Source organism: Bacillus cereus group sp. BfR-BA-01523 (genome assembly GCF_022662615.1).
GTDB lineage: Bacteria > Bacillota > Bacilli > Bacillales > Bacillaceae_G > Bacillus_A > Bacillus_A mycoides.
Map to the genome: position 1 here is coordinate 439,344 of NZ_JAKUDX010000003.1, position 15,577 is coordinate 454,920.

The window sequence follows — 15,577 nt, forward strand, 5'->3', positions numbered from 1 at the left end:
AAAAGTAATCCATACTCATTCAATCTTTTTGTTTCAACTTAGTACGGGGCTAAAAAAGAAGGGTTTAAATCTCTAAAACCTTCTACATAAACTTATTTTCTAATTTTTGCTGAAACGACTTTTCTTGCTTACGCAATAATTGACTACCTCTCTGTAAAAGAGGTGTTCCATACTTTTCATTAATTTGATCAATAACAGCAAGTAACGGCTCTTCTTTCGCATCTTCTTCGAATGAAAACAAATCTAACTGTTTCACTGATTCTGTCTTCCACTCTAATTCAGTAGCTGTAACACCTAACAGACGAACAGAATCACCATCCCAGTGTTGCTTCCATAAACGTGATGCTGATTGGAAAATAACCCGTTCTTCCCATATTGCATTTTTCAATTGTTTACTCCGTGTTACCGTGCGACGATCATGGTATTTAATCATAATTTGAATGTTATAACTAACGAGAGTTCGTTTTTGTAGCCTTTTGCTTACTGATTTCGATAATCTTTCTAACATATCAAGTAATTCTTTTTCTTCGTCCATATCCTTTGAGAAAGTCATCGAATTTCCAACGCTTTTATGTTGTCCCATTTGATTCGGATCAACTTCCCTGTCATCCATACCTTTTGCACGTTTTTGTAAATCAACACCGTGCTTTCCAATTTTAGCGCGAATGATATGCTCGTCTCCTTTTGCTAACTGTTCAATTGTATGTATATGAATGTCTTTTAGTTTTTCAGCAGTTTTCTCTCCGATTCCATGCATCTCTGCAACTGATCGTGGCCAAATAATTTCTGGGATATCACGTTTTCGAAGCACTGTAATTCCAAGAGGTTTTTTCATATCTGAAGCAGTCTTTGCTAGGAAAAGGTTTGGGGCAATCCCAATGCTACATGGAAGCTGTAACTCTGTTAGTAACGCTTGTTGAATCATCTTCGCTATTTCAAGAGGCGAACCGAGCGCATAGCAATCTGTAATATCTAAATACCCTTCATCTATAGAAAACGGTTGTATTTTTTCTGTAAAACGGGAAAGAATTTGAAACATTTGAAATGAGGCTTCTCGATATAATGTAAAATTAGGGTGCCTCACAACTAATTGCGGGCATAATCGCTTCGCTTCCCATAGAGGCATCGTCGTACGTATTCCATATTCTCTCGCCTCATAACTACATGTTATGATAATCCCTTTTCTCTCTTTTTCATTCCCCGCAATCGCTAATGGCTTCCCTTGTAATGATGGGTCATGAGCAATTTCAACAGATGCGAAAAAGCAATTCATATCTACATGTAAAATGACACGACCATTTTTCGGATACATTTCTCGCATACTACTCACCCCTCAAAGAACATTTGTTCCTTCATTATATCAAATTTCTTTACACTTTATAATAATTATTGGCTTTTCTCTATCTATTTTTTGTTATACTGTACGTAACAAATGGATATTATTGTAAAGGAGATGAATCGTTATGAAACAACATAATAAACTCAATTATGTATTTATTATTATTATAGTAATCCTTGCGATTAATTATTTGTTACTTCCCCTTTTTAACATTAACATTTACGCTTTAGGAATCTTCTCTCATTTCATACGTTTTACAACAACTTATGTACTTCCGTGGGTCTTCTTATATTGGCTTATCCGCCTTGTGAAAGCAATTGAATCAAAATAAAAAAAGACGTGTAAACCATAATTGGTTCACGCGTCTTTTTTTATTACTTACTTCGCTACTTCTTCAATAATAGCTACAACTAATTCTGCTGTTTTCGCTAATTCTTCAACAGGAATTTTTTCATTTGTTGTATGAATTTCTTCATAACCAACTGCTAAGTTAACTGTTGGGATACCATGTCCTGCGATTACGTTCGCATCACTTCCGCCACCACTTTGGTGAAGAGAAGGCGTACGACCAATGTTTTCAGCTGCACGTTTCGCAACTTCTACAACGTGATCGCCAGCAGCAAACTTAAATCCTGGATACATAACGTTTACTTCAACGTCTGCATGACCACCCATTTCTTTTGCAGTTGTTTCAAATGCTTCTTTCATTTTTGCAACTTGTGCTTCCATTTTCTCATTTATTAAAGAACGAGCTTCTGCAAAGATTTGAACATGATCGCAAACGATATTTGTTTGTGTACCACCTTCAAAACGTCCAATATTTGCAGTTGTTTCAGAATCGATACGACCAAGTGGCATCTTTGCGATTGCTTTTGCTGCGATAGTAATTGCAGATACACCTTTTTCTGGTGCTACGCCAGCATGAGCTGTTTTCCCGCGAATAATCGCATTCACTTTCGCTTGTGTTGGCGCTGCAACTACAATTTCACCAACTTTTCCATCACTATCTAATGCATAACCATATTTTGCTGTAATGCGCTCGCGATCTAACGCTTTTGCGCCAATAAGACCAGATTCTTCTCCAACTGTAATAATAAATTCAATTTTACCATGAGGAATGTTTTTCTCTTTTAAGACACGAATTGCTTCAAACATAGATGCTAATCCAGCTTTGTCATCGGCTCCTAAAATTGTAGTACCATCTGATACGATATATCCATCTTTAATAGAAGGCTTAATTCCATTACCAGGAACTACTGTATCCATATGAGAAGTGAAATAAATTGTATCAACACCGTCTTTTGTTGCTGGTAAAGTACAAATTAAGTTACCTGCACCATGACCAGTCACACCCATCGTGTCATCCTCAAATACTTCTACACCTAAAGCAGTAAATTTCTCTGTTAACACTTTGCAAATTTCTGCTTCAAATTTTGTTTCAGAATCTACTTGTACTAACTCCATAAATTCATTTACTAAACGTTCTTGATTAATCATAAGACTGCGCCTCCTGCACTACCATTATGTATGTAACAACATTAATTATAACAGAATTTCGCAAAAGTTTCGAAATACAAGACAAAAAACAGATGGTTAACACATCTAGATACCCATCTGCCTTCTATTACTCGTTTAACAATACCCAGCGCATATGATCTTCCCAGATGCCATTTACCATTAGCATTTTTCGAGATACACCTTCATATTGAAATCCTATCTTCGTCACTACTTGTATAGATGCTAAATTTCGTGGCATAATTGGTGCTTCTATACGATGTAAATGAAATTCTTCAAAGGTAACTTGAATTGCTTTTCTAAGCGCTTCTGTTGTGTAACCTTTATTCAATTCTTCCTTATCTAATTTATAACCGAGTACACAAGATTGATAAATTCCACGAACAATTAGATTAAATGAAATACATCCAATAATTTTTGTATCATCACCCTTTTTAAAAATCCAAAGCCTGATAATCTTGCCTTCCGCGAACTCTTTTCTATCCTTTTGTAACTTTTTCTTTTGATAATCTAACGTGAAAAACCCCTCCGGTCTATACTCTTCCCACGCTTTTAAAAATTCACGATTTTTGTCGTAATATTGAAGAACTTTTTCCGCATACGACTCATCAATTTCTCTTAAATGTAAACGATCTGTCTCGTATATTTTCATCATTGTATCTCCATTCTTCAGCTTGCATAAAAAAAAATTAATAATCTATCTTTTAACATATTCTCTACGTATGCTCAAATTTCCTGTAATATTTTGCACCCCCTTCCCGAATTTTGTCCTTTCTCTCCCCTTGTCCACAATTTCATTTCTCGTTACAATGAAATTGTACTGATTTGCAAGGAGGTTTAACGATGCATAAAAAAGCTCAAAAAATTATGGTTTATATAATGCTAATTTCTATGCTTGTAACAACATTACTTACTGGCGCAAGTATGTTTTGGTAAAAAGGACGATTCACTCGTCCTTTTTTTACTGCTTACACATACAAAATAGACCATCTCGAAATCGAGATAGTCTATCTTGTAATGAACATTTTATTTTATATATATTACAATTGCTACAATGCTAAAGGAAAAGGCCATTACAAGTGCTATTACAAAACTTGTATATTGTTTCTGCTGAAATGCCCCAATAACAAAAGTAAGATTGAGTAATGCCATAAATACGATCGCTACAACGTAAGAACATATATTAAAAGTTGCCAATATGAATGTAATAACAAATAGAAAACCAACACAAAACTGCATGTAAGAAATTTTTGGATTTAAATACATATGAGCAACCCCTTTACTCAATTATCTTTATATATTCTCATTAACGCATGGTTATGTACACATGTCAAGACAACTTATAATAAAAGAAAAAGCCAACCGTTTCGTTGACTTTTCCAAATACTATGGCCCCTTTTTCCTTCGCCAATTGCTGAAATGTTTTTTTCGATTTCACAATCGATACTTTCGTTCCAATTGGAATACGATCAAACAAATATTCCACATCATGTTTCTTCATTCTTATACATCCTTGCGAAATATATTTTCCAATTGAACTAGGTTGGTTTGTCCCGTGTATCCCATACTTACTTCCATCCGTGCCTCTTGCATTAAATCCCATCCATCTCGATCCAAGTGGATTTTTGGGAGAGCCCCCAGGAATATCCTTCGCAATATAATAGGGATCCTTCGCCTTCAATACAATGTCAAAGGTTCCTTCTGGGGTTAATTCATTTGTTTTCCCTGTCGCTACTGGAAAAACCTTTTGGATCTTCCCATCATCGATGTAAGCTAGTTTATTCGTTGCTTTATTTACAATTATAAAAGGATCTCCAGCACGTGGGTTATCACCAAGAGGCCAGATCGGTGATAGAGAAAGACATAATAATAAAGAAAGAAGATACGGCATATATAGTTCCTACCTTCTAAATAAGTTCTTTTATATTATCCTTTCCCTTAAAACGACTTTTAATGAGTAAATATTGCTCCATCTCATAAACAAGTTGAACAAGTTTTGCACGTATTTCAAATTCTTCTCGCGAGACTGGTAAAGGCATTTCTCTAAATACTTCTCGCATTTCTTGAAGTTGTCTTAACGAAATGACCCCTGTACTTTCAGGTCGAATAGAATTCCCTATATTTTCAATTACGTCTGCAATCATATCAGCTTGTTCATACGTCCAAGATAGTGATGCAGCTAATGGTATCATACGCTCCAAAATTTCAAATTGTTGCATACGCATATCAAAATACCGATAATAATAGTCATCTTCACGCATAAATTCATTCTCAAGTTTTTTAAATGATAAATCTTTCGCTTCTTTCAGCATCATTTCTGTTTCAATTAATTCGGCCCCACTCCAATTACTATCTCGATTCCGTAAATAAACGACCATTTCAAACAAAATCGTTCTGAAATGCTCTTCTATTTTTCCTTGATACTCTTTCAGTTTATTCTCACTGCTTGGCATGTACATGTTTACTAATAAAGCGACACTAATTCCAATCGTTAATATAGCAATTTCATTACCAACTATAGACCATGTAATTTGCTTTAATGAATACAGATGCATAACGATAACCGAACTCGTGACAATCCCTTCTTGAATTTTGCACATAACTGCAGTTGGAATAAAGGTAAGCAGTAATACGCTAATCGCAAGTGGTGTATAACCAATCGTTTCAAAAATACAAAACGCAAATACCATCGATAATACACAAGCTAAAAAACGGTGCAACGATACTTGAACGGATTTTCGTTTCGTATTTTGCACACATAAAATGACTAAAATACCAGCTGAACTATAAAATTCTAATCCTAATAACTGAGCAATAAAAACTGCCGCTCCCGTTCCAAGCGCTGTTTTCACTGTTCTATATCCAATTTTAAACATATCATTACCCCTATATGTATAAACGTATTTACAGTTAGTATAAAAAAAGGATGACGCAATGTCATCCTTTTCTACCTATTATTCACGTACCCTTCACATATTACAATATCTTTTGCAAAAATTCTTTTGCACGGTCACTTTTCGGTGCTGTAAAAAACTCTTCCGGATTACTATCTTCTACAAGCTTTCCACCATCTAAAAAGAGAACACGGTCTGCTACTTCTTTTGCAAATCCCATTTCATGTGTAACGATTGCCATCGTCATTCCTGTCGTAACTAATGATTTCATAACTTCTAACACTTCTTTCACCATTTCTGGATCTAGCGCAGAGGTAGGTTCATCAAATAACATAACTTCCGGTTCCATCGCTAACGCTCTTGCAATTGCTACACGTTGCTTTTGTCCTCCTGAAAGACGATTTGGATATGCATCTTTCTTATCTAATAACCCCACTTTTTCTAGAAGTTTCTCAGCTTTTTTTTCAGCTTCTTGTTTCGTTACTTCTTTTACATTGATAGGAGCATACGTAATATTTTCTAATACAGTCATATGAGGGAATAAGTGAAAATGTTGAAATACCATTCCGACATTTTCACGAACGTGCATAATATTTGTTTTCGGATTCGTTACTTCTTCCGTTCCAATCCAAATGTGACCATCTGTCGGCGCTTCCAATACATTCATACAGCGTAAAAACGTTGACTTTCCAGATCCAGACGGTCCAATAATTGCAACAACCTCTCCTTTCTCAATCGTTGTTGTAATTCCTTTTAATACTTCATTTTTCCCAAATGATTTATGAAGGTTGTCAATTTTAATCACTTTTCTTCATTCTCCCTTCAATGGCTTTCCCAACTAATGTAAGAATAATTACTAATATATAATAAATAAGTCCAACAAAAAGTAATGGCTCAAGATATTTAAATGTTTCACCACCTACAATATAAGCACGGCGCATTAAATCAGTCGCTCCTATTACGGTTACTACAGCCGACTCTTTCGTAAGTGTCGCAAACTCATTCACAAGTGCTGGTAATATATTTTTTAAAGCTTGAGGAAAAATAATATTTCTCATCATTTTACTGTACGGAATACCTAAAGCCATTGCTGCTTCTGTTTGTCCTTTATCGACTGCTTGAATGCCGGCACGAATTACTTCTGACATATATGCACCTGAATTTAAGCTAAATGCAAGTACAGCTGCCAAAAAGGCCGGTATCTCATAACCCATCATTTGCGGAACACCGAAATAAATAATCATTAATTGTAATACTAGCGGTGTGCCACGAAATATTGACGTATAAATATCTGCTGCAATATTTAATACTCGTATTCTAGCAATTTTGCAAAGTGCTAATAACGTTCCTAAAATAAATCCTACCACAGCTGATGCAGCTACAATTTTCAATGTAACTTCTAATCCCTTTAATATATATGGTATTGAAGGCGTAATTGCCGAAAAATCTAGATTCATCCTTTTCATTCCCCTCACAGAAAAGTGAAAGGCAGCTTATTTTCCGCTGCCAAACCATTTCTTCACTAATTTATCCATTTCTCCATTTTCTTGCATTTTCTTAATTACTTTATTAAATTCTTCTGTTTTATCACTATTTTTCGGAAGAGCAATTGCTGCACCTACTTCTTCTGGTGCTTCTTGAATTTCAATTCCTTGTAGTTCTTTCATTTTTTCTAAATAATTTTTTGCAACTGTGTCTTCTATAATTGCAGCGTCAAAACGACCAGCTTTAATTTCTTGTACGATTTCTGGTATACGGTCACGTCCCTCAGCTTTGAAATCGACTTGTTTCTGAAATTCTTTTGCCTTTTCTTCTTGAATTGATCCTGTTTGTACTCCTACTTTTTTCCCTTTTAAATCTTCTAACGATTTAATATTAGAGCCCTTTTTTGAAACAATCATATTTTTTGCAACAAAATATATATCTGTGAAATCAGCATTATTTTTACGCTCTGCAGTTGGCGTCATACCCGCCATAACGAAATCAACTTTTCCTGAATTAAGAGATGCTAATAATCCGCCGAAATCCATGTCTTTCACTTTCACTTCGTATCCAAGTTCTTTTCCGATATATTTGGCAATATCAACATCAAAGCCGATAATTTCATCACTTTTTGAAGCTTCCACGTATTCATACGGTTTATAGTCTGCTGAAGTCCCCATAACGAGTACTTTTTTATTTTCGCCATTCGCCTTTTCTTCCCCATTACTACAAGCACTGAACATACTTACAATTAAAATAAGTGCAAATGATATTGATAATAACTTCTTCATCTTTCTTCCCCCTAATAATGTATATTTAAAAGTTTAATAGAATATTTATTCGATGTTTGTATTGTATCAGTACTTTCATTTTTATGCAATATTTAAAATAAAAATAAATATAAAAACAGCATTAAAGCTGTTGTTAATGCATAAAAACATGCATAAAATAACAACTTCCTGCATGTTTAATTATTTTAAAAACTAAATAAAAAAGGCGGTACACCCACTTGATTGTGGACGTACCGCCTTTTTCTCTTCCTTATAGTTCTTCGCAATTATCTTCGAAATAAGATTGTAGTTTTGCAATTACTTGCATTGGTTCATGACCTTCAATTTCATGACGTTCTACCATCGTTACAATTTTTCCATCTTTCAATAACGCAAATGATGGAGATGAAGGTGGATATCCTTCAAAATATTCACGAGCTCTTGCTGTTGCTTCTTTATCTTGACCCGCAAATACCGTTACAAGGTGGTTAGGGCGTTTATCATAATGTACGGAATGTGCAGCAGCAGGACGAGCAATGCCACCTGCACAACCACATACAGAGTTTACCATTACAAGTGTTGTACCATTTCTTTTAAATGCTTCTTCGACTGCTTCTGATGTCGTCAATTCTGTATATCCTGCAGAGACAATCTCTTCACGCGCTTGACGGACAACATCATTCATAAAAAAGTTAAAGTTAATCAATCTTTTCCCTCCTCTAATTCTACCTATTTGTATCTTACCAGTTAATGTTTATGAAATACAAGTAAGTTTACTTGTATTTAGGCATAGAAAAGGTATTAGAGCCCTTGCTCTAACACCTTTTTTTAATGGCCACGATGCTTTTGCTTTGCTTTTTGTACTTTAATTAAACGTCTTCTTTGTTTTTCAGCTTCTCGCTTCTCTTTAGACTGCACTTTCTTTTCTTGTTTATACAATTCATAAGATAAACTAATCGCTTCTTGTGCCTTAGTAAAACGTTTTACATTTACTTCTTTTGCCGCTTGTCGTATGATACGTTTTATATTTTTGGGACGCTGTTTTTCTTTCACTTCCACACCGCATTTTGCAACGTGCTGGAAATATGCTAACATTGGACCATTCACAAATATAAGTACTTCTTCATCTGGAGGTTCCATTCCAAAAATATACCTTGCTCCATACAATTTTCCTTTTTCTTTATGCGTAATAATTCCTACGAAAAATTGACCATCGTGATATACTGTCAAATCCATTGACAGCCCCTCCTTTAAAAAAATTAGAAATACTGGACATCCCGGAGGGGAAGGTTACTGACATGAAATCATGCGTCTGGACTACCGACCAGAACTGTGTTTTTGTATCTCTTTCATTATATATTATATCTTAGTTCCCATAATTTTTATATATTCACCAATCATTTTTTTATGCGATCCTACAATATAGTCAGGTAGTTCTGTTAGTGGGAAGAATGTAAGCTGAACCGCTTCTTCTTTATTCATAACAAAATTCCCTTCGTATTCATCGGTATAATAGGCTGTCGTTACGGATTGAAACTCATCACCGTTTGTTAATTTTGAAAAATAGTTCGCTCCAGAAAATACATTGATTAATCGGAGGTTCTTTACTTCTATTCCTGTCTCTTCATATACTTCACGGTAAGCTGTTTCTTCTGGTGATTCACCAAGCTCCATTAGCCCGCCAGGCAACCCCCATTTTCCGTAAGGCTCTGTTCTTTGCTGTAATAATACATATCCACTTTCATTTATAACGAGTACAACAGCACCAACTAAAATTAAAGGGCGATGACCAACTACTTTTCGTAATTCCTCTACATATCCCATGGAAACACCTCCCATTTTTTCGTTGTCCACACTATTGTATCATATGTATGAAACGACAAAATGCGTATATTTTTCATTTTTTTAACAAAATATTTATTTTATGCGCTTCATCTACTGTAGCTAACATAATGGATTCGACTTCTGCACTCTTCTCTAGAAATTCTCTCGCCCACTCTTCTGTTTTTCCTACTAAAGCTAGAACATCTTGCTGAATCCTCCCATCCTTTACTAATACAAAAGAAACTGGAGATCTTCTTCCCGCCACTTTCAGATCAAGCCGCGAAACTGCTTCATATTCTGGATACCGGAATATAGAAACAACACCATTCGCTTCCCACAATGCTAATTTAATCGTTTGAATATCGCTCACATTTCGCATACGAAGTTCCGAAAATAAATATTCCACCGTAATTCTCGCTTTTTTCAAATTGCTAAAATCAATGGAGCCATCGTGTATAAGAATAATAGGTGCTGGCTCTAAAAAGCGTCTCCATCTATCCCATTTCAGCATTAAGACTGAGCTTATAATGTGAAGTACAACGAGTATGAACGTTGTAATCATCGAGCCGAGTAACCCCACTTTTTCATCAGATAATGCGTTAGAAATATTCCCACCAAGCAATAATACTAATACAACATCTAAAAAACGAAGTTGTGCGATGGACCTTTGTCCCATCGCTTTCGCAACTAATATTAAAAATATGTATGCTATGATAGCTCGAATAACCCATTCACTATTAGATAGATGCCGTGCCCCTTCAAAAATATGCATATGCATCACTTTGCACTCCTTACCCGTCTCAAACTGCTACTTTGTTTTAGTTTGCAACGTTTAAGAGCATATATGTAAAAAAGCTAGTTCGTTTTTACACGAACTAGCTTTTTTACTTAACTGAAAACATATATTTTTTATACGTTTTCCGTACGGACAATATGAGCCCCATCATAATCATATTCGAGAATAAGGAACTTCCCCCATACGATAAGAAAGGTAATGCAATCCCTTTTACAGGCATTAATCCGACGATCATACCAATATTTTGGAATATTTGAACTGTTAATATACCAATAGACCCAGCACATAATAATGTACCGAATAAATTATCAGCAGAATAACCGATAATAATTGTTCGATATAGCAGTAATAGGAACAAGAACACAACTAACGCGGCTACGATAAATCCACCTTCTTCGGCAATTGTAGCGAAAATAAAGTCAGTATGCTTCTCAGGGATATAGACGTTCCCTTCGCCAAATCCTTTCCCTTCCATACCACCACTACCTACAGCTAAAATCGATTGCTGTGTTTGATAACCTTGATCTGTATGTTCAAATGGATCTAACCAACCTAAAATACGTGATTGTTGGTGAGGTTTTAGTAACGTAACTAACTTATTAAAGAAGAAATCCTCATACCTTACGTAAATAAATATTAACGCCGATAATATGGTGACTGGAATAACTGTACATAACGCTATCAATTTCTTCTGAATACCTGACATAAATAAAATACATGCAATTGCAGCAGCATATAAGAACACCATCCCTGTATCCGGTTGGCTATATACAACAGCCATGGGCGGAAGGGATACAAGCACAATTTTACCTACTAATTGTAAATCCGTTTGGAATGTCCTTGCCATATACTGTGCATTATGTTTCACTGCTATACTTGCTACTACGAGAAGCAATGAAATTTTGAAAAACTCAGATGGTTGAATTTGTCCAACTAACGGAAATACAAACCATCTTTTTGCACCTAATTTTTCAGGTGTGAAAGTGGAAACCGGTAGTATTTTCAAAAGAATAAGTGAACCAAATCCGACGATATAAAGTGGCCAAGACAATTTTTGTAATTGATCTAAGTCGACGCTTGCAACAAGCAATAACAATACAACTCCAATTATGTAGTTCAAACCCTGTTTCATCGCAAAGTTTGCCTCTCCATATTGGCCAGTTTGCTGACTGCTATATATAGCAGCTATACTCGTAACACATAATGCTAACAAAATTAATATTAATTTTACATCTAAACTTTTTAGAAACTCGGTACTTCTTTTCATGACATCCTCCTGAAACATTGTTACAGCAAAATAAAAAACCAGGAGTCAACATTCTTCATGTTTTGACGACTGATTACACATTATCTATAAAACACTTATATAGAATAACTCTCTTTTTCATACAATACAATATATTATACTACAGTTTCATCAGTAAGATTTGCCAAAAAAATTATTCTTTTCTTATTTTATATCCATATACCATATATCAGCAATGTATTTTCATAAATTCCTAATACATAATCGTTCATTGTAAGATTACTGGGAAAGATATTATACATATAGTAGGATGTAGATGAAGAAATAAGATGATAAAAAGCTCGCATAAGCGAGCTTTTTATTAATATACAGATGTATTATTTTCTGACGTATTTTCTAGAATTTCTTTTACACGTCCTAAGAACTTACCACAAATTAGGCCATCTAGTACACGGTGGTCAAGTGATAAACATAAGTTAACCATGTCGCGAGCACCGAACATACCGTTATCCATAATTACTGGGCGTTTTACAATTGATTCAACTTGTAAAATAGCCGCTTGTGGGTAATTAATAATACCCATAGATTGAACAGAACCGAATGATCCTGTGTTATTAATTGTAAATGTTCCGCCTTGCATTTCGTCCGCTTTTAACGATTTCGTACGTACTTTTCCTGCAAGCTCTGTAATTTCACGAGCGATACCTTTAATCGTCTTCTCGTCCGCGTGTTTAATTACTGGTACAAATAGTTCATCCTCTGTTGCAACAGCGATAGAAAGGTTAATATCTTTCTTCTGAACGATCTTATCGCCAGCCCACATTGAATTGATTTGAGGATACTCTTTTAACGCTTGTGCTACTGCTTTTACGAAGAAAGCAAAGAACGTTAAATTAAAACCTTCGCGCTTTTTGAAATCACCTTTAATTGAATTACGGTATGACACAAGGTTTGTCACATCTACTTCAATCATCATCCAAGCATGTGGCGCTTCGTGTTTACTACGTAACATGTTCGCTGCAATTGCTTTACGCACACCTGTTACTGGAATTTCGATATCGCCAGGCATTGTCGGCACAGAAACTGGTTTTGCAGCTTCTACTTTTTGCGCTACCGGTGCTACTGCCGCTGATTTTGGTGCTTCTGGACGCTCTGCTACTGCAACAACTTCCTCTTTCTTGGCACCTGCTTGCGGAATATTTCCAGATTCCACTAGCTTTAAAATATCTTTACGAGTGATACGGCCATTTGCTCCCGTACCTTCTACTAAATCTAAATCAACATTATGCTCACCTGCAAGTTTTAAAACAGCTGGTGAAAAACGTGGTTTTCCATCAGTTGGTTGTTTTGCTTTCGGTGCTTTTTCAGACGTAGCTACTTCTGCCTTTGGTTCTTCTTTTGTTTTTTCCTCAACAGCTGTCGCTGCTACTTCATCTGCGCCTTCTACTTGAATAACACAAACTACTTCACCTACAGCTAACGTCTCACCTTCACCAGCGATTAATTCTTTCACAATACCAGTGAAAGAAGATGGTACTTCAGCATTTACTTTATCAGTCATTACTTCTGCAAGCGGATCATACTTGTTTACGTGATCGCCAACATTAACGAGCCATTTACTAATTGTACCCTCTGTAACGCTCTCCCCGAGCTGAGGCATTGTGATATTTTCTACAGCCATGTATAGTCCCCCCGATTAAAATTCCGCAAGTTCACGCATTGCTTTTTCAACTTTATCTGGATTTACCATAAAGAATTTTTCCATTGTTGGTGCATATGGCATTGCTGGAACATCTGGACCTGCAAGACGTGCGATTGGCGCATCTAAATCAAACAGACAGTTTTCAGCAATAATTGCTGCCACTTCACTTATAATACTTCCTTCTTTATTGTCTTCTGTTACAAGAAGAACTTTACCTGTTTTAGAAGCCGCTTCAATAATCGCTTCTTTATCTAACGGATATACCGTTCTTAAATCAAGAATGTGTGCAGAGATTCCATCTTGTGCTAACTTCTCAGCTGCTTGAAGAGCAAAGTGAACACATAATCCGTAAGTGATAACAGTAATATCATCACCTTCGCGTTTTACATCTGCTTTTCCGATTGGTAATACATAGTCATCTTCTGGCACTTCACCTTTAATTAAGCGATATGCACGCTTATGCTCAAAGAATAATACTGGATCTTCATCACGAATTGCAGCTTTTAATAAGCCTTTTGCATCATATGGTGTAGAAGGGATAACAATTTTTAAACCTGGTTGGTTTGCAAACATCGCTTCTACAGATTGTGAATGATACAATGCACCGTGAACACCGCCGCCAAATGGCGCACGAATTGTAACTGGACAAGTCCAATCGTTATTAGAACGATAACGAATTTTTGCTGCCTCAGAAACAATTTGGTTTACTGCTGGCATGATGAAATCAGCAAACTGCATTTCAGCGATTGGACGCATACCATACATTGCCGCACCAATTGCTACCCCAGCAATTGCAGATTCTGCAAGCGGTGCATCAAGCGCACGATCTTCACCAAATTGATCATATAATCCGTGTGTCGCTTTAAATACGCCACCTTTTTTACCAACATCTTCACCTAAAACAAATACTTTCTCATCGCGTTCCATTTCTTCGCGCATTGCTAATGTAATAGCATCAATATAAGACATTACAGCCATGAAACGTTCCCCCCTATTCTGCGTATACGTGCTTCAATGCATCTTCAGGTGCTGCATACGGAGCATTTTCTGCATATTCTGTTGCTTCATTTACGATATGCATAATTTCGTCTAACATTTGTTTTTCAAATTCCTCAGTTAACACGCCAGCTTCTTTTAAATAAGCTGCAAATGTTATAATTGAATCTTTTTTCTTTGCTTCTTCTACTTCTTCTTTATCACGATAAACACGATCATCGTCGTCACTAGAATGTGCTGTTAAACGATATGATACTGTTTCAATTAAAGTTGGGCCTTCACCACGACGGCCGCGGTCTGCTGCCTCTTTTACAGCTTTATATACTGCAAGCGGATCGTTTCCGTCTATTGTATATCCAGGCATACCGTAACCAATTGCACGGTCTGATACGTTTTTACATGCTAATTGTTTTTCAACTGGAATAGAGATTGCGTATTTATTATTTTCACACATGAAAATAACAGGTAGTTTGTGTACACCAGCAAAGTTTGCTCCTTCATGGAAGTCACCTTGGTTTGAAGAGCCTTCTCCGAATGTAACGAACGTTACTAAATCTTTCTTCTCCATTTTTCCAGCTAGTGCAATACCAACTGCATGTGGTACTTGCGTTGTTACTGGTGATGATCCTGTAACAATACGATTTTTCTTTTGACCGAAGTGACCAGGCATTTGACGACCACCAGAGTTTGGATCTCCAGCTTTTGCGAAAGCAGACAACATAAGCTCTTTAGCTGTCATACCAAACGCTAGTACAACACCCATATCACGGTAGTATGGTAATGCATAATCTTTCTCTCTATCAAGAGCGAACGCCGCTCCAACTTGTGCAGCCTCTTGTCCTTGACAAGAAATTACGAATGGAATTTTACCTGCACGGTTTAATAACCACATACGTTCGTCAATTTTACGTGCAAGTAACATCGTACGGAACATTTCTAATACTTGCTCATCACTTAAGCCAAGCTCTTCATGGCGCTTTTCTTTTACTTCTGCCATTTTTCATAACCTCCTA

At 36.1% G+C, this 15,577-nt stretch carries 19 protein-coding genes; 2 read left to right on the forward strand and 17 right to left on the reverse strand.

Features of this window, described 5'->3' with window-relative positions; all coding sequences use genetic code 11:
* Positions 1 to 82: 82 nt before the first annotated feature.
* Positions 83 to 1,321 carry a DNA polymerase IV gene (locus MR066_RS10595; RefSeq protein WP_219303511.1) on the reverse strand — a complete coding sequence of 413 codons (1,239 nt, stop codon included), beginning with the start codon at positions 1,319 to 1,321 and terminating at the stop codon, positions 83 to 85.
* A gap of 142 nt (positions 1,322 to 1,463) precedes the next feature.
* Here MR066_RS10595 and MR066_RS10600 point away from each other — a divergent pair, with 142 nt between their 5' ends.
* Positions 1,464 to 1,670, forward strand: a complete 207-nt coding sequence (locus MR066_RS10600; protein WP_000809197.1) for a hypothetical protein — start codon at positions 1,464 to 1,466, stop codon at positions 1,668 to 1,670.
* Positions 1,671 to 1,717: 47 nt separating this feature from the next.
* Here MR066_RS10600 and MR066_RS10605 read toward each other — a convergent pair whose 3' ends face one another.
* Together MR066_RS10605 and MR066_RS10610 are read right to left on the reverse strand one after the other, a co-directional pair.
* Positions 1,718 to 2,836, reverse strand: a complete 1,119-nt coding sequence (locus MR066_RS10605) for a tripeptidase T (RefSeq protein ID WP_002015107.1) — start codon at positions 2,834 to 2,836, stop codon at positions 1,718 to 1,720.
* Between the two features lie 127 nt (positions 2,837 to 2,963).
* Positions 2,964 to 3,509 (reverse strand): GNAT family N-acetyltransferase, encoded by a 546-nt coding sequence (locus MR066_RS10610; protein WP_002015105.1) that lies wholly within the window; start codon positions 3,507 to 3,509, stop codon positions 2,964 to 2,966.
* Positions 3,510 to 3,697: 188 nt separating this feature from the next.
* Here MR066_RS10610 and prli42 point away from each other — a divergent pair, with 188 nt between their 5' ends.
* Positions 3,698 to 3,790 (forward strand): stressosome-associated protein Prli42, encoded by a 93-nt coding sequence (gene prli42 / locus MR066_RS10615; protein ID WP_000549036.1) that lies wholly within the window; start codon positions 3,698 to 3,700, stop codon positions 3,788 to 3,790.
* A gap of 90 nt (positions 3,791 to 3,880) precedes the next feature.
* Here the strand turns inward: prli42 and MR066_RS10620 are convergent, their stop codons facing one another.
* The 14 genes from MR066_RS10620 to bfmBAA form a co-directional block, all read right to left on the reverse strand.
* Positions 3,881 to 4,120, reverse strand: a complete 240-nt coding sequence (locus MR066_RS10620) for a DUF3894 domain-containing protein (RefSeq protein ID WP_002088543.1) — start codon at positions 4,118 to 4,120, stop codon at positions 3,881 to 3,883.
* A 64-nt stretch (positions 4,121 to 4,184) separates the two neighbouring features.
* Positions 4,185 to 4,745 (reverse strand): L,D-transpeptidase, encoded by a 561-nt coding sequence (locus tag MR066_RS10625; protein WP_002015103.1) that lies wholly within the window; start codon positions 4,743 to 4,745, stop codon positions 4,185 to 4,187.
* A 16-nt stretch (positions 4,746 to 4,761) separates the two neighbouring features.
* Positions 4,762 to 5,730, reverse strand: coding sequence for an aromatic acid exporter family protein (locus tag MR066_RS10630; protein ID WP_002033971.1), 969 nt, complete (start codon positions 5,728 to 5,730; stop codon positions 4,762 to 4,764).
* A 100-nt stretch (positions 5,731 to 5,830) separates the two neighbouring features.
* Entirely contained in the window at positions 5,831 to 6,553 is a 723-nt protein-coding gene (locus MR066_RS10635) for an amino acid ABC transporter ATP-binding protein (protein ID WP_002088545.1), read from the reverse strand.
* Positions 6,546 to 7,205, reverse strand: a complete 660-nt coding sequence (locus MR066_RS10640) for an amino acid ABC transporter permease (RefSeq protein WP_002067073.1) — start codon at positions 7,203 to 7,205, stop codon at positions 6,546 to 6,548. The genes MR066_RS10635 and MR066_RS10640 overlap by 8 nt, the downstream gene beginning before the upstream one ends.
* A 36-nt stretch (positions 7,206 to 7,241) precedes the next feature.
* Positions 7,242 to 8,021: a transporter substrate-binding domain-containing protein gene (locus tag MR066_RS10645; protein ID WP_002033967.1), complete on the reverse strand. Its 780-nt coding sequence runs from the start codon at positions 8,019 to 8,021 to the stop codon at positions 7,242 to 7,244.
* Between the two features lie 250 nt (positions 8,022 to 8,271).
* Positions 8,272 to 8,685, reverse strand: coding sequence for a BrxA/BrxB family bacilliredoxin (locus tag MR066_RS10650; RefSeq protein ID WP_242247274.1), 414 nt, complete (start codon positions 8,683 to 8,685; stop codon positions 8,272 to 8,274).
* Positions 8,686 to 8,828: 143 nt separating this feature from the next.
* Complete coding sequence (locus tag MR066_RS10655) at positions 8,829 to 9,236, reverse strand: YjdF family protein (protein WP_088040115.1); 408 nt, start codon at positions 9,234 to 9,236, stop codon at positions 8,829 to 8,831.
* Between the two features lie 123 nt (positions 9,237 to 9,359).
* Positions 9,360 to 9,824 carry an NUDIX hydrolase gene (locus MR066_RS10660; protein WP_242247092.1) on the reverse strand — a complete coding sequence of 155 codons (465 nt, stop codon included), beginning with the start codon at positions 9,822 to 9,824 and terminating at the stop codon, positions 9,360 to 9,362.
* 73 nt (positions 9,825 to 9,897) lie between these two features.
* The gene (locus tag MR066_RS10665; protein WP_098635959.1) at positions 9,898 to 10,602 is read right to left on the reverse strand and encodes a DUF421 domain-containing protein; all 705 of its coding nucleotides are present in this window, start codon (positions 10,600 to 10,602) and stop codon (positions 9,898 to 9,900) included.
* Between the two features lie 106 nt (positions 10,603 to 10,708).
* A complete protein-coding gene (locus MR066_RS10670; protein WP_242247094.1) occupies positions 10,709 to 11,887 on the reverse strand; it encodes an FtsW/RodA/SpoVE family cell cycle protein in 1,179 nt (392 codons plus the stop codon).
* Between the two features lie 340 nt (positions 11,888 to 12,227).
* Complete coding sequence (locus MR066_RS10675; RefSeq protein WP_242247096.1) at positions 12,228 to 13,547, reverse strand: dihydrolipoamide acetyltransferase family protein; 1,320 nt, start codon at positions 13,545 to 13,547, stop codon at positions 12,228 to 12,230.
* Between the two features lie 15 nt (positions 13,548 to 13,562).
* A complete protein-coding gene (bfmBAB, locus tag MR066_RS10680; RefSeq protein ID WP_000290070.1) occupies positions 13,563 to 14,546 on the reverse strand; it encodes a 3-methyl-2-oxobutanoate dehydrogenase subunit beta in 984 nt (327 codons plus the stop codon).
* 13 nt (positions 14,547 to 14,559) lie between these two features.
* Positions 14,560 to 15,561, reverse strand: coding sequence for a 3-methyl-2-oxobutanoate dehydrogenase subunit alpha (gene bfmBAA / locus MR066_RS10685; RefSeq protein ID WP_000852549.1), 1,002 nt, complete (start codon positions 15,559 to 15,561; stop codon positions 14,560 to 14,562).
* Positions 15,562 to 15,577 lie beyond the last annotated feature (16 nt).